Source organism: Cellulophaga lytica DSM 7489, assembly GCF_000190595.1.
Taxonomy (GTDB): Bacteria; Bacteroidota; Bacteroidia; order Flavobacteriales; family Flavobacteriaceae; genus Cellulophaga; species Cellulophaga lytica.
Window position 1 is genome coordinate 2,733,544 of the sequence record NC_015167.1, and the last position, 16,430, is coordinate 2,749,973.

Annotated in this window: 10 protein-coding genes; 3 read left to right on the forward strand and 7 right to left on the reverse strand. The window is 32.5% G+C overall.

From position 1 onward, the window contains the following. Nucleotides 1-1,548, forward strand: a complete 1,548-nt coding sequence (locus tag CELLY_RS12185; RefSeq protein ID WP_013621981.1) for an acyl-CoA carboxylase subunit beta — start codon at nucleotides 1-3, stop codon at nucleotides 1,546-1,548. A gap of 69 nt (nucleotides 1,549-1,617) precedes the next feature. On the opposite strand, the gene CELLY_RS12190 is transcribed toward CELLY_RS12185, so the two are convergent. The 7 genes from CELLY_RS12190 to CELLY_RS12220 all read right to left on the reverse strand — a co-directional run bounded on the left by CELLY_RS12190 (nucleotide 1,618) and on the right by CELLY_RS12220 (nucleotide 11,522). Further along, nucleotides 1,618-3,051, reverse strand: coding sequence for an alpha-amylase family glycosyl hydrolase (locus CELLY_RS12190; protein ID WP_013621982.1), 1,434 nt, complete (start codon nucleotides 3,049-3,051; stop codon nucleotides 1,618-1,620). Next, complete coding sequence (locus CELLY_RS12195; RefSeq protein WP_013621983.1) at nucleotides 2,987-4,015, reverse strand: alpha/beta hydrolase; 1,029 nt, start codon at nucleotides 4,013-4,015, stop codon at nucleotides 2,987-2,989. Before CELLY_RS12195 ends, CELLY_RS12190 begins: the two co-directional genes overlap by 65 nt. After that, on the reverse strand, nucleotides 4,015-5,940 hold the full coding sequence (locus CELLY_RS12200) for a glycoside hydrolase family 13 protein (protein WP_013621984.1): 1,926 nt from the start codon (nucleotides 5,938-5,940) through the stop codon (nucleotides 4,015-4,017). Before CELLY_RS12200 ends, CELLY_RS12195 begins: the two co-directional genes overlap by 1 nt. Nucleotides 5,941-5,954: 14 nt before the next feature. Beyond that, nucleotides 5,955-8,258: a glycoside hydrolase family 65 protein gene (locus CELLY_RS12205; protein ID WP_013621985.1), complete on the reverse strand. Its 2,304-nt coding sequence runs from the start codon at nucleotides 8,256-8,258 to the stop codon at nucleotides 5,955-5,957. Between the two features lie 56 nt (nucleotides 8,259-8,314). Further along, nucleotides 8,315-8,971, reverse strand: coding sequence for a beta-phosphoglucomutase (gene pgmB, locus CELLY_RS12210; RefSeq protein WP_013621986.1), 657 nt, complete (start codon nucleotides 8,969-8,971; stop codon nucleotides 8,315-8,317). Between the two features lies 1 nt (nucleotide 8,972). After that, a complete protein-coding gene (locus CELLY_RS12215; RefSeq protein ID WP_013621987.1) occupies nucleotides 8,973-10,349 on the reverse strand; it encodes an MFS transporter in 1,377 nt (458 codons plus the stop codon). 135 nt (nucleotides 10,350-10,484) lie between these two features. Further along, the gene (locus CELLY_RS12220) at nucleotides 10,485-11,522 is read right to left on the reverse strand and encodes a LacI family DNA-binding transcriptional regulator (protein ID WP_013621988.1); all 1,038 of its coding nucleotides are present in this window, start codon (nucleotides 11,520-11,522) and stop codon (nucleotides 10,485-10,487) included. A gap of 265 nt (nucleotides 11,523-11,787) precedes the next feature. Between CELLY_RS12220 and CELLY_RS12225 the strand changes: the two genes are divergently transcribed. Both CELLY_RS12225 and CELLY_RS12230 read left to right on the forward strand, forming a co-directional pair. Next, nucleotides 11,788-14,871 carry a SusC/RagA family TonB-linked outer membrane protein gene (locus CELLY_RS12225; RefSeq protein ID WP_013621989.1) on the forward strand — a complete coding sequence of 1,028 codons (3,084 nt, stop codon included), beginning with the start codon at nucleotides 11,788-11,790 and terminating at the stop codon, nucleotides 14,869-14,871. Nucleotides 14,872-14,875: 4 nt separating this feature from the next. Further along, nucleotides 14,876-16,411: a RagB/SusD family nutrient uptake outer membrane protein gene (locus CELLY_RS12230; RefSeq protein ID WP_013621990.1), complete on the forward strand. Its 1,536-nt coding sequence runs from the start codon at nucleotides 14,876-14,878 to the stop codon at nucleotides 16,409-16,411. The last annotated feature ends 19 nt before the right edge of the window (nucleotides 16,412-16,430 follow it).

Below are 16,430 nucleotides of genomic sequence, written 5' to 3' on the forward strand. Positions count from 1 at the left end.
ATGGGAGAGCAAAGCAAAGAAAATATATTACAGTCTAAAATAGATTTAGCTAAATTAGGTGGAGGCAAAACACGTATAGAAAAACAACACGCTAAAGGTAAATTAACTGCCCGTGAGCGTATTCATTTTTTGTTAGACGAAGGTTCTTTTGAAGAAATGGGTATTTTAGTAACCCACAGAACGTCTGATTTTGGTATGGACAAACAACAGTTTTATGGAGATGGTGTTGTAACTGGTTACGGAACAATAAATGGTAGACAGGTTTGTGTTTTTGCACAAGATTTTACTGTTTTTGGCGGTGCATTATCTGAGACTCACGCAGAAAAAATATGTAAAATTATGGATATGGCTATGAAAATAGGTGTGCCTGTAATTGGATTAAACGATAGTGGAGGAGCAAGAATACAAGAAGGTGTACGCTCTTTAGGTGGTTATGCAGATATTTTTCATAGAAATGTAATGTCTTCAGGTGTTATTCCTCAAATTTCGGCAATAATGGGGCCTTGTGCAGGTGGTGCTGTTTACTCGCCAGCTATGACAGATTTTACACTTATGGTAGAAAACTCTAGCTATATGTTTGTAACTGGGCCAAATGTTGTAAAAACAGTGACTAATGAAGAGGTAACCTCAGAAGAATTAGGAGGCGCAAAAACACACGCTACAAAATCTGGTGTAACACACGTTACTGCTGCCAATGATATAGAATGTATTAGCCAAATTAAGCAAATGATTAGCTATATGCCTCAAAACTGTGAGGATAAACCAGCTAAGCTTCCTTATACTTTGGGTGATGAAATTAGAGAAGAATTAGAAACTATGGTTCCAGCAAATGCAAATCAGCCTTATGATATGCGTACCGTTATAAACGGAATTATAGATAAAGAATCTTTTTTTGAAATTCATAAAGATTACGCAGATAATTTAGTTGTTGGTTTTGCACGCTTAGCAGGTAGGAGTATAGGTATTGTAGCTAACCAGCCAATGAGTTTGGCTGGAGTATTAGATGTAGAAAGCTCTAAAAAAGGGGCTCGTTTTACACGTTTTTGTGATTGTTTTAATATTCCGCTAGTTGTACTAGTAGACGTACCAGGATTTTTACCAGGTACGGATCAAGAATGGAATGGCATAATTACTAACGGAGCTAAATTATTATACGCATTAAGTGAAGCAACAGTGCCAAAAGTAACTGTTATTACGCGTAAAGCTTATGGTGGGGCATATGATGTTATGAACTCTAAACATATAGGTGCGGATATGAACTATGCTTGGCCTGGAGCAGAAATAGCAGTAATGGGAGCTAAAGGAGCTAGTGAAATTATTTTTAGGAAAGAAATACAAGCTGCAGACGACCCAGTAGCTAAACTTGCAGAAAAAGAGCAAGAGTATGCAGATACTTTTGCAAACCCATATAGTGCAGCCCAAAGAGGATTTATAGACGAGGTTATTTTGCCAAAAGATACTCGTAAAAAACTTATAAAAGCTATGGCTATGTTAGAGGATAAGGTTGTAAACGTACCTAAACGTAAGCACGGTAATATTCCGTTATAAGTATATTTAAAAAAGTAAAATCGCCAATTTTTATTAAAATTGGCGATTTTTTAATGCGTGTTATTTTTATTATTTAGCAGTCAAAATATGGTATTCCCAAGGTGCTAATGTTAAGCTTTTTTCTTCATTAATGTTAAAATCAGTACTAGAAATATAATCAGTAAAGTCTCCTGTAATACTAACAGTAACGTTTTGTTCTATATCAGTTAAGTTAGCTATAAAATATACAGTTTCACTATTTTTTTCTCTTTTAAAAGCTAAAACAGCTTCATTTTTAGAGGTTTGTATTCTAGTGTAATTTGCAGCTTTTTTACCACCATTTAAAGCTGAATTGCTATTTTTTAGTTCACCTAATTTTTCTAATAAGGCAAAATATTCACCTTTAGTTTTAGGTATGGTATCTTTTTCAAAAAAACGTAATCTGTGTGCCATATCATATTCCTGTCCAGAATATATTAATGGCATTCCTGGCATAAGGTATGTTAATGCAGTAAATACTTCTTTGTTGTTTGGCATTCTTTCTAATAAAGTACCATTCCAAGAGTTTTCGTCATGGTTTGTAACAAAGTTCATATTAATGTCATCTGCTTCTAAAATAGTATCTAGTTTTACCATATAGTCATCAAACTTAGTAACGTTGGCTTCACCTTTAGCTATTTCATTAAAAATATGATGAACCTCCCAGCCGTATTGCATATCAAAACCATTTTGTAGCAAATCTGGTTGTTCAGCTTCCGCTAGCATAAAAACAGGTTTTACAGTTTTCATTTCTTTTATGGCGGTATTAAAAAAGTCTACAGGTACTTTGTGTGCAACATCCATTCTAAAGCCGTCTATATCTGCTTTTTCTACCCAAAATTTCATATCACTAATCATTTCCTTACGCATTTCTTCATTGTCGTAATTTAAATCAGCAACGTCTGTCCATCCCCATGATTCTCCTGTTTCTGGGTTTATTGGATCTATAATTTCTCCTTGTTCATTTTGAGTGTAATATTCTGGATGGTCTGTAATCCAAGGATGATCCCAACCTGTATGGTTTGGTACCCAATCTACAATAACTAAAATACCATTGTCATGTGCAGTGGTTACCATATTTTTAAAGTCATCAAACGTTCCAAACTCAGGGTTTATAGCTTTATAGTCAGATACTGAGTAGTAGCTACCTAAGTATTTTTTACGCTCTTCTTCGTCTTTAATATCGCTAGTAAACTGTCCGTCTGTAGCTTTACGTTTAATTTTAGATATAGGATTAATTGGCATTACCCAAATAACTTTAACTCCAAGTTTTTTAAGTACAGGAATGTCTTTTGTAAAAGCATTAAACGTACCTTCTGGTGAGTATTGGCGAATGTTGGCTTCGTAAATAACACCATCTTCCATAACTTCTGTTACAGCAATTGGTTCTTTTTCTACAATTACATTGTTTTCTTCTTTTTTAACTTTTTCCTTGCAGGATATTACTACTGCAAATAAGGATAAAATTGTAATTATTTTTTTCATTTTTAATTGTTTTAAGTAAAAAAGTTAGTGGTATTTTTATGCGTTTTTGCCAAGAGTTTTCACTATGGTTTTCGCCTTCAAATTTTAGATTTTTATAATTTTTTTGTGTGTAGCCATTTTTTAAATAAATGCTATCTACAGTGTTTGCATATTTTAGGTAGTAAGCATCTAGAGTTTCTGTGCCATAGTCAAAATACAATTTATGTGTTTTAGAGTCTGGTATATTAGATGCTGCATACTTAAAAATTAAATTAGGTAGCACATTATTATCCATAGGCTTAAAGCCTAGCCAATGCGTAGATAAACAAGCAGCTCCGCCAAATATATTTGGATATTCTGATATGGCATACATAGACATTAAACCTCCCATACTAGATCCCATAACAAATGTATTTTTGGCATCTTTTTTTACAGAGAATGATGTGTCTATTATTGGTTTTAGCTCGGTAACTATAAATTTTAAATACTGGTCTCCAGTAAGCTTGTCAATATCAAAATTATCGTTTTTAAAATCTTGTACTAATGATTTGTTTATGGCGCTTACGTTGTTTGTTATTGCTTTTTTTGGAAACAAATCTTGCCATCTTAATTCCGCTATATTATGTACAGCAACAACTATAAATTTTTTAATGTTTTTATCATTATTTAATTTAGCAGCTACTTCGTCTACTTTCCATTCTTGTTTATTCCATGTTGTGGTACTGTCAAACAACATTTGGCCATCATGCATATAAATAACAGCATATTCCTCTTTGGTAGTATAATTATTAGGTAGCCAAACATCTACTGGTCTAGGTGTTATGTATTTAGACGCTATATTATTTAGCCTTACCAGTTTTCCACTAGCTAAATTTATTTGTTCTACTTCAGCAAATGGTAAATTAGTTTTTACTTCTTCAGTTTTTTGTTTGTTTGTACAAGAAAGTAAACAGCCTAGTATAAAAATATATAATATTAGTTTCATTATTTTTTTAGCTTATTGGTAGTTAGTATGTAACATCCTTTTTTAGGAAGTGTTATATTATTGTCCCAAACTAAAGTTTCGCCAGTAAAAATATTGGTTACTTTTTTACCATCTAAACCAACCTCTTTAAACCTAGAAAGATCTAATTGGTATGGATCTTCATTTTTATTTAAAATGATGGTAACTATTTCATTATTTAAAATTCTAAATAACACATAAATACCATTTTGAGGTGCAAAATGTATGGTTTTTCCTTTGTGTATGGCTTTGCTTTGTTTTCTGAAATTTAGCAGGTTACTCATAAAACGCTGCATTTCTTTTTGATTATTAGTTAAGCCTTTACCGGTAAATGCATTTGTTGTATCTGTATCCCATCCGCCAGGAAAATCTGTTCGTATTAATCCATGATCTCCTGGTTTAGCAGTGTTCTGCATTAATATTTCTGTACCGTAATAAAACTGAGGAATACGTGGTAGCAATGCTAAATAAGCAACAGCCATTTTTGTGTTTTCTATATTTTCATTAAGTTGAGTATAAACGCGGTCCATATCATGGTTGTCTAAAAAAGCCATAATATCTATAGGAGACTGATATGCAAAATCATTAGCTAATCCTTCATATGTTTTTATAAATCCTGTTCCCCAAGTTTCGTCTTCGTTTAAAGCGTCTATAATATTTTTTTGCATAGCAAAATCCATTGTAGAGGTTAAGTTAGACTCATAACCATCTTTATTAGGATTATTTTTTTGCCAATATGCAATTAATAAAGGATTGTAACTCCATTCTTCTCCTACTATTGAAAAATTTGGATATTCATCCATAATAGTTCCAGCCCAATTAGCCATAAAGTCTTTATCTGGGTAAGGATATGTGTCTTGACGAATACCTCCTAACTCTAAAGTCTCTATCCACCAAATACTATTTTGAATAATATAAGTTGCTAAAAAAGGATTACGTTGGTTAAGATCTGGCATATGATTACCAAACCAACCGTCTGTCATTTCTTTTTTATCTGCTTTAGAGGCATATATGTCTTGGTTACTTGTTCTTTTGTGGTTTGCTATAGTTACAGGTTTATTATTTATAAATTTGTCTTGATAATTAACCCAATCTTTAAATGGTAAATCTTTCATCCACCAGTGCTCTAACCCACAATGGTTAGCCACTTGATCCATTATTAATTTAATTCCTTTTTCTTTAGATTTTATAGCTAATTGCTTGTACTCATCTAAAGTTCCAAACCTAGGATCTACGCCATAAAAATCTGTAATTGCATATCCGTGGTACGATTGTTTTGGCATATTATTAGTTAATAAAGGACTAGGCCAAATGGCTGTATAACCTAAGGATTCTATATACTCTAAATGTGTAGTAATTCCTTTAATATCTCCACCGTGCCTTGCATAGTCATCTGTACGATCTATATTTTTCTCAAGTAAAGAACTATTTATGTCATTAGAAGTATCTGCGTTAGCAAACCTATCTGGAGTAATTAAATAAACTGCATCTGCACTAGAAAAACCTATATAATCTTCAGCTTTTTTAACTCTGTTTTTAAGTTCATAAGTTTGCGTTTTTGTAGTGCCATCTTCAGATGTAAAATCAATATTAAATAAGCCTGCTTTTGCTGTTTCACTAATCTCTACATCAATAAACAAATAATTAGGACTATCTGCTTTAGTTACTTTTTTTATAGAAATACCTGTTTTAGAAATCTTTGGAGTACTATTGGCTATATTAGGATTTTTAACCAATAATTGCAGTTTGTTGTTTTTAAAACCTACCCACCAATGTGGAGGCTCTACACGCTCTATATCATTAGAAACTGTAATAGGAGCTTCTTCTTGTTTCTGTTCCTTTTTAGGAGAACAAGAAACAAAAAGAGCAAAAACTAATACAAAAACACTTAAAAATCCTTTTTTCATAGCTTAAATAGTTTTTATGCGGTAATTAAGTTATTTTGATTAATAGTTATAGACTTACCATTAACCATTAACGTAAGCTCTTCTCCTTTTAATAGTTCAAAAGTATTTTTATTTTGTGTTACACTTACTTTAATAGTGTGGTTTCTAAAATTCACTTTAAATGAATAACCATCCCATTCTTTAGGTATTTTAGGGCTAAAAGATAAAGTGTTATTGCGTACGCGCATACCACCAAAACCTTCTATAATGCTCATCCAAGTACCAGCCATAGATGTAATATGTAAGCCTTCTTCTACCTCTTTGTTGTAATCATCTAAATCTAGTCTAGATGTTCTTAAATAAAAACTATATGCTTGGTCCATACGGTCTAACTTTGCGGCTAAAATACTATGTACACAAGGAGAAAGTGAACTTTCATGTACTGTAAAAGGTTCATAAAAATCAAAATGACGCTCTATCTCTTCAATAGTAAAATTGTCTTCAAATAAATAAAAACCCTGTAAAGTATCTGCTTGTTTTATATATGGTGAACGTAAAATTCTGTCCCAAGACCATTTCTGATTAATAGGGCGTTGAGAATTTTTTAAGCTAGAAGCCGGAGTTAGTTCTTTATCTAAAAAACCGTCTTGTTGTAAAAATACATTATGCTCCTCAGAAAACGGAAAATACATATTATCTGCAACGTCTTTCCATTTTTTAATTTCATCGGAATTTAAATTAACTTTAGACATTATACGATCATAATCTGAAGCATAATTTTCTTTAATATTAGCAATAGTTTCTACGGTATAATTAATACACCATTGCGCCATATAGTTTGTATACCAGTTATTATTTATATTGTTCTCATACTCATTAGGGCCAGTAACACCAAGAATAACATATTTATTTTGCTTGGTAGAAAAAGTAGCTCTTTGGTGCCAAAAGCGTGCTATACCAATAAGAACTTCTAATCCTTTTTCTGGAATGTAACTGTAGTCTCCCGTGTATCTGTAATAATTGTAAATAGCAAAAGCAATGGCACCGTTTCTGTGTATTTCCTCAAAAGTTATTTCCCACTCGTTATGGCATTCTTCGCCATTCATAGTTACCATTGGGTACAATGCAGCTCCGTTAGAAAAATCTAACTTTTCTGCATTCTCTATTGCTTTTTCTAGGTGATTGTATCTGTATGCTAATAAATTACGACCAACATTTTGGTCTTTAGTAGCCATATAAAAAGGCAAACAATAAGCCTCTGTGTCCCAGTACGTACTACCGCCATATTTTTCGCCAGTAAAACCTTTAGGTCCAATATTTAGCTGTGCATCTGTACCTAAATATGTTTGGTTTAACTGAAAAATGTTAAAACGGATACCTTGCTGCGCTTTAACATCACCGTTAATGGTAATATCTGATGTTTCCCAGATTGTTGCCCATGCATTTTTTTGAGCTTCTAATAAAGCATTAAAACCAGTAGAAGTAGCTTTTTCTAAAGCTTTTGTAGCAGCAGAAATAAGCTTGTCTTTAGGGTGGTTTCTATCTACAGTATACCCAGCAAATTTGTGTATAGTAAAAGAAGATTTTGCATCTACATCTGCAGTGTAATTGTATGTGATTTTATTTTCTAGCTTTTCTATTTTAGGAGTAATATCTGTTTTTTTATCATTTAAAAAACACTCAGACTCCATAAAAGTACAGGTGTTAAACTCTGTTTTTAAAGTATGTGCCTCTATAAATGCTTTATTGTCTTTAGAATTTATGCTAGTTATTTCCCAAAATTTATCATCCCAGTTGGTGTCTTCATTGGTAATGCCTGCATCTAAATAAGGACTATACGTTATTGTTGCATCTACGTTTACAGGAGTAATAGTGTAATTAATGGCACCAACTTCATCTAAAGTTAAACTTAAAAAGCGTTTTGTTTTTACAGTAACAACTACATTATTTTTTAGGGTAGCGGTAAAAGTTCTAGACAGCCAACCTTCTTGCATATTTAACTCTCTCTTAAAATTATCTACTTTACACGTAAATAAATCCAGATTTTCTCCGTTAACTTGCACGTTAATACCAATCCAATTTGGAGCATTTAATACTTTTGCAAAATACTCTGGATACCCTTTTTTCCACCAACCAACTTTAGTTTTATCTGGGTAATAAACACCCGCAATGTAGCTCCCCTGAAACGTTGGTCCTGAGTAGTATTCTTCAAAATTTGCTCTTTGTCCCATTGCACCGTTTCCAATGCTAAACAAGCTTTCTGAAGATTTAACTCTGTCTGTATTAAAACCTTCTTCTATGATAGACCAGTTGTTTGGTATGATATAATCTTGATTCATAATTTCTTATGCTATTGATTCTTGTAAATAGTACTTTTAGTAAGTTAGTATCTACCTTATTTTTTTATTAATTCTTGTATAAAGTCTGATGAGATTTCTGTAAAATCTTTAAAAACGTAATCTGCTTCATATAAAACAGAAGCATCTCCAATACCAATGCTAATCATATTTGCAGCATTGGCGGCTTTAATACCAGCAGTGGCATCTTCAAAAACAATACAATTTTCTGGAGCTATAGAAAGTGCCTTTGCAGCATTTAAAAACACCTCAGGATCTGGTTTACCTTTAGTAACCCCATTACCATCTATAATGGCACTAAACTTTTGTATTAGATGTACTTTTTGTAAAATAACCTCTGCGTTTTTACTTGCCGAACCTAAAGCAATACCTTGTTTTTCTTTTTCTAAAAGCTCTAAAACTCTAGGTACATCTGGTAAAATTTCTGAAGCGTCCATTTTTTCTATATGCAGTAAATAATCTTCATTTTTTTTAGCCATTAAGCCAGTAAACTCTTCGTTATCTAGAGTAATATTACCCCAGTTAAGTATTTTTTCTAAAGATTTTACTCTGCTAACACCTTTTAGTTGCTCATTTTGTTCATGAGTAAATTCAACACCAATAGAATTAGCTAGTTTTTGCCAAGCTAAAAAATGGTATTTGGCTGTATCTACAATAACGCCATCTAGGTCAAATATGAATCCTTTTCTTTTCATTTTATTCTTCTATTGTTTGATAAGAAATTGCACTTTTTTCGGTAATTAAGAAGTTGCATAAACCAGCAATAATTAAGCTTATACCAGCAATAATCATTGCATTTATAGCGCCTTCTCCTAATAAATTAGAGATAATATTTATGCCACCTATAGCAGCAATAATTTGAGGTATAACTATAAACATATTAAAAATGCCCATAAAAACCCCCATTCTTTTAGGGTCTACAGCACTAGAAAGCATAGCATATGGCATAGATAAAATACTACCCCAAGCAAAGCCAATTAGTATAAAACATAAGGTTAAATATTCTGGAGACGGAATAAAATACATTAACAAAAAGCCAACACCACCAATAATTAAAGAGCACATATGTACTATTTTTCTATTGATTCTTTTTCTAGAAGTATACAATACTAATATTAGGGCAAATGCCATAGATGATAAACCATAAGTTCCCATATAAGAACCTACTAAGTTTGATGATTTCTGGAACGCCTCATTAGTAGTATTAAAAGCAAGTAAATCTTCAGCTATCTCCATATTATAATTAGCCTCTACTGGAGCAGGTGTATTAAAAACGTGTTCTGTTAGTGCTGGGTTAGCCATACTCCACATTGTAAAAAAGGCAAACCAGCTAAAAAACTGAATTACACCTAACTTTTTCATAGTAGAAGGCATATTGCCAATATTGTTTATGATATCTGAAATAAACTGATTTTTTTTAGCCTTTTCTCTTTTAAATTCTTCCATATCTTCTGGCGGATACTCCGATGTAGTAAATATGGTGTACAGTATGCTAATTAAAAATACAACCGCACCTATGGCAAATGCTACTTTTACAGACATTGGTACCACTCCAGAAGGAGCAGCATCACTTACACCAAGTTTAGATACCATCCAGGGTAAATTACTGGCAACCCAAGTACCAATACCAATAATTAATGTTTGTATAACAAAACCGTAAGAGCGTTGTGAGTCTGGCAATTTATCTGCTACTAAAGCCCTAAAAGGTTCCATAGAAACATTAATTGACGCATCTAAAATCCATAAAAAACCAGCGGCAATCCACAAAACAGGAGAGTGTGGTACTAAAAATAAAGCTAGGGAACTTAAAATAGCACCAATTAAAAAATAAGGTTTTCTTCTTCCCCAACGTGCGCTCCAAGTACGGTCACTTAAATAACCAATAATTGGTTGTACAACCAGTCCTGTTAAAGGAGCGGCAATCCATAAAAGAGGTATAGCATCTTTTTCTGCACCTAGCGTCTGAAAAATTCTGGACATAAAACCGCCTTGTAGGGCAAATCCAAATTGAATTCCCAGGAACCCGAAACTCATGTTCCAGATCTGCCAGAAACCAAGTTTCTGTTTTTCCATAATGTAAATATTTAGTATAAAAATACAGCGCCAGTTTTTGTGTCAGTGTGGCGTGTATAGGGTGCGAAGTGTAAAAATATTAAGTGTTAAGTTTAATATTTTGATGGGGTAAAGATATAAAATTTTTAATACAGATTACAAAACTGTATTTTTTTCTGATGATTTTCTAACAATTAAATCGGTAGAAATAACTTTACGTTGGTATTCTTTATTTGCTGTTTTGTTTTGAATACGATCTAACAATAATTCTGCAGCGTGCTCGCCAATTGTAATACCGTGTTGGTCTATTGTAGATAAAGAAGGTGTTGAGAATGAAGATATTAATCCGTCTGTAAACCCAACAACACAAAGTTCATTAGGAATTTGTAAATCTTTTTCTTTAGCTATTTTTATAACATTTGCAGCATAAATTTCATTTACAGCAACAATACCATCATAACTTAAATTAGAGTTGTGCATAAATGTGCTTATTTGTTTGGTAATGCTAGAGTTGTCGTTTACTTTAAAAATAAGATTTTCATCTATAGCAATTCCTTTTTCTTCTAAAGCTCTTTTGTAGCCAATTGTGCGTAATGCACCAACATTTACGTGGTCTGGAGTAGATAATATAGCTATTTTTTTACAACCAACATTAAGCAAATGTTTGGTTGCTTTGTAGCCACCTCCAATGTCGTCTACAATAACTTTGTCACAATCTATTTTATCAGAAATTCTATCAAATAAAACTAAGGGAATATTGTAATCTTTTAATTCATTAAAATGCTCAAAGTCGCCTTTTTCTAAGGTTTCTTTAGCTATAGAAACAAGCAAGCCATCTACGCTTCCATTAGCCATCATTTGTATGTTTAACTTTTCTTTTTCATAAGATTCATTAGATAAGCATATCATAACATTGTAATCTCTGCCGTTAGCAATTTTTTCAATACCACTAATAACTCTAGAAAAAAAATGATGCACAATTTCTGGAATAATTACGCCAATTACCATAGTTTTATTATTACGTAATTTTTGAGCAAGCATATTAGGCTTGTAATGATACAAGTCTGCAAAGGCTTTAACTTTTTTACGTGTTTCTTCACTAATTTCTGGACTATTTTTTAATGCTCTAGATACTGTAGAAGAAGACACACCTAGCTCTTTTGCAATGTCTTTTATGGTAATTTTGGCTTTCATAATATAAAGATACAACGTTTGTAAACATCAATTAAGTATTAACTCTAAATTGATAATACCTAATTTTTAATAGCAAATAAATAACAATCTATTAAAATTGGAGTCATTTTTTATGATAAAAACACACTTTTTGATAAAGTTGTTAACATGCAACGCGTTGCGTAACTCTGTAGATTTGTTAAATTAAAGTTAAGCTTATACTTTCACTGAGCGAAATATAAAAATGTGTTAAGTTTTAATCAAATTATTAACTCAAACTAACTTTATGAATAAACTAAAAAACATCTTTTTAGGTGTGTTTCTTTTTTTTCCACTGCTGTTTTTTGCACAACAAACAGTATCTGGTAAAATTACAGACAATGTAACAAAAGCTCCATTATTAGGAGTTAATGTTGTTGTAAAAGGAACAACAAACGGATCTATTTCAGATTTTGACGGATTGTACGAAATTAGAAATGTAAATATGGGTGATGTACTTTTATTTACTTCTATTGGTTATAATCCTAAAGAAGTGAAAGTTACTTCTAGTACTTTAAATGTAGAAATGACAGAATCTACAGAATTACTAGATGAGGTTGTACTAATTGGTTACGGTAGTGCCAAAAAAGAAGATTTAACGGGTTCTGTAGATGTGTTATCATCTAAAGACTTTAACCAGGGCTCTGTGGTTTCTGCAGACCAATTGTTAACTGGTAAAATGGCTGGTGTACGTATTACATCTAACGGTGGGCAACCAGATGCAGCACCAAATATTAGAATTAGAGGTGGTTCTTCATTATCTGCAAACAATAGTCCATTAATAGTTATAGATGGTATTCCAGTAGATAATACTAACCCTGCTGGTGTAGGCAACCCTTTGTCTCTAATAAACCCTAATGATATAGAAAGTTTTAGTGTTTTAAAAGATGCTTCTGCTACTGCTATATACGGTTCTAGAGCTTCTAACGGTGTTATTATAATTTCTACTAAAAAGGGTACATCTGGCGAAGTTAAGTTTAACTTTTCATCAGACGTGTCTGTTAGTAATGTTGCTAACTCTATAGACTTAATGAATAGTCAACAATACGTTAGTTATATTCAGCAATACCACCCAACTTACACTAATTTATTAGGTATAGATGATCCTAGTACAAATGTTACAGATAATTTGGCTACTCCAGGTATAGAAGGAAGAATACTTTCAGATACTGATTGGCAAGACGAAATTTATAGAACAGCAATATCTACAAACACAAACTTTAGTGCTAGAGCAAATTTAGGAGGTAAAATTCCTTTTAGAGGTTCTATAGGTTACACAAATACTGGTGGTGTAGTTAAAACTAACGATTATGAAAGAGTTAGTTTATCTGCCAAATTAACACCAACTTTTTTTGATGATCACTTAAAAGTAAGTTTAAATGCTAAAGGATTATATTCTGAAAAAAATGCTATTGATGAAGGCGGTGCTTTAGGAGGGGCTGTAAATATGGATCCTACAAAGCCTGTTTTTGATGTAAACCCAAACAACCGTTTTGGAGGATTTTACCAAAATACAATTGTAGATGGTAATAGATTATTGCTAGATGGCCAGAGTAATCCTTTGGCATTATTAAAACAAAGAGAAAGGCCAGAAGAAGTAAAACGTTTTTTAGGAAATATAGAACTAGATTACAAATTACATGCTTTGCCAGAATTAAGAGCAGTTTTAAATTTAGGTTTAGAAGCATCTAAGGCAAACATTGAAGAAAGGTTTTTAGATAATTCTATTGCTACTTACAGGTTTAATAACGCAGATACAGATATTAATACCAATTATTTGTTTAATCCAGGTGTTAATTATACAGAAAATCAAGATATTACAAATACAACACTAGATGCTTACTTAGTTTATACTAAAGAGTTTGATGGCTTTGTAAAAAGATTTGAAGTACAAGGAGGTTACTCTTACCAAAATTTTAAAAATGATGGAACATCTGTTCAATACAGATACAATGATGAATCAGGTTTAAGAGAAGAGTTAATAAATCCCAACAATTTAAATAATAGGTATTATAATGTACTAAACCTACAATCTTACTTTGGAAGAGCAAATATAGATTTAGCAGAACAGTTTTTAGTAACATTATCTTTTAGAGCAGATGGTTCTTCATTATTTACAGAGGAAAATAGATGGGGATATTTTCCTGCGGCAGCGGTTGCTTGGAAAATTGGTAATGCTGGTTTTGTAGAAAACTCTAATGTTATTAATGACCTAAAATTAAGGTTAGGAGCAGGTAAAACAGGACAGCAAGATATTACTGGCGCTGTTGGTTATTACCCGTCTTCACCATTATTTACTATTGGTTCTACTACTAGTCAGTACTTAAGTGGAGTAAACTTATACTCTGCTAAAGCATTTAATCCAGACTTAACTTGGGAAAAAACAACAACATACAATGTTGGTTTAGATTTTGATTTATTTGCAAACGGAATTGTTTCTGGTTCTGTAGATTTTTATCAAAAACAAACAAAAGATTTACTAGCAAGAACAGCTGTGCCTCCTGGGCAAGCATTATCAGATGCATTTGTACAAAATGTAGGTGAAACAGAGAGTAAAGGTTTTGAAGTAAATTTAAACTTAAGACCTATTAGCACAGAAGATTTTACCTTAGAGTTTAATTCAAATGTTGGGTACAATAGATCTGAGGTTACTAGTTTAAAAGATGTAACTAGAATTACTGCGGCAGAGTCTGGTTTACCAACAGGTACAGGAGTAAGTTTAGCATACCATGCTGTAGGTTACCAACCATATTCTGCATGGGTATTTAAGCAGGTTTATGACACAAATGGAGATCCTATTTCTAATGCATTTGTAGATATTAACGGTGATAATGTTATAAATAATGATGATAGATATTATGAAACATTAAGGCCTAATTGGACTTTTGGTTTTGGTCTTAATTTTAACTATAAAAACTGGGACCTAAGTTCTAGCTTTAGAGGACAATTAGGAGGTCAAGTATACAACGCAAGAAGGTTAACTTCTGGTTGGATTGATAGAGCTATACCAAACAATAGTAATAGTTTAAGTAATGTATTGGATTTTAATTCTGATGCAGCTACCACTTCTTTTGCAAATGTGCAGGGTAATATTCCTTTCTCAGATTATTTCTTAGAAGATGCTTCTTTTTTAAGAATGGAAAACATTGTTATTGGTTTTAGAGTACCTAATTTCTTAAAAGATACTTCTTTAAGAATATATGGTGCTGCTAATAACCTTTTTGTTATAAGTGATTATAGCGGACAAGACCCTGAGAATTTTAACTCAATAGATAACAATTTCTACCCAAGACCTAGAGTATTTACCTTGGGATTAAATTTAGACTTTTAGGATTATGAAAAAAATTATAATAGCTTTTCTAGGTATAACTATGTTAGTTAACATAAGTTGTACAAAAGATTTAGATACAGATCCACTAGTAGAATTAACTTTAGAAGAATTAATTAACAGAGATCCTAATGCTGTACAAGGTATTGTTTCTAGATTATATGGTTCTTTTGCCTTATCTGGTCCAGATGGTCCAGGTAGTTCAGATATTAGTGATGATGCAGGTGAATCTCCTTTTTTAAGAGGGATTGTAAATTTACAAGATTTTACTGCAGACGGTATTAAAAACAGGTGGGGAGATGATGGTTTAGACCAACTTACAACTACAACTAACTGGGATGAAAATAATAAGTTCTTTAGATACCTTTACAACAGAATTTATTATACAATTCCGCAATGTAATAACTTATTATCTGTATTAGATAATGTAGATACAGAAGGTAAAGAACAGGTAATTGCTGAGGTACGTTTTTTAAGGTCTTTAGCATACTACTACTTAATAGATACTTTTGGGAAAGGTGTACTGGCTACAGAAGAAAACTTTGGATCTTCGGCCCCATTACCAGAAGCTACAAGAGCAGAGTTATTTGCTTATGTAGAGTCAGAGTTACTAGATGTTGTTGAAACTTTACCAGATTCTAATGACTATGGTAGAGCAAACAAGGCTGTTGGTAATATGTTACTAGCTAAACTGTACATTAATGCAGAAGTATACACAGGTACAGATAAGTTTGCAGAAGCACTAACTTCAATAAATAAAGTAATTACAGATGGTGGATACAGTTTAGCAGATAGCTATGTAAGTATATTTTCTGCAGATAATAATACATCACCAGAAATAATATTACCATTAATTGCAGACGCAGTAACTAGTCAAAGCTACGGTAATACTACTTATATTGTTAATGGCTCTAGTAGTTCAGAAACTATGACTTTAGCAGACTATGGATTAACAGATGGTTGGGGAGGACATAGAGCTTCTAAAGGTTGGTACGGTTTGTATGGAGATTTAGAAACTTCTACAGATGAAAGAGCTAGCTTGTTTTTTACAGAGGGCCATTCATATGAAATGAATGATTATAAAACTTGGACAGATGGTTACCCTCCAATAAAGTTTAGAAATACTAATGCTTTAACACCTTCAACAGCTCCAACACCTTTTTCTAGTACAGATTTTCCTTTGTTTAGGCTAGCAGATGCTTACTTAATGTTTGCAGAATGTGCTGTTAGAACAAATCAAAATTTAGGCGAAGCATTAGGATACGTAAACCAAATTAGAGAAAGAGCCAATGCAGAGCCAATTAGCGCAGGAGATTTAACACTAGATTTTATTTTGGATGAACGAGGTAGAGAGCTAAACTTAGAAGGACACAGAAGAACAGACTTAATCCGTTTTGGCAAATTTACAGGTAGCACATACCTATGGCCTTGGAAAGGTGGGGTGTTAGAAGGTACATCAATACCAGATACATATAAATTGTTTCCTATTCCTTTACAGGCTTTAGAAGCAAATCCAAACCTAAAACAAAACAACGGATACTAAATAACTAAAAACCATAACT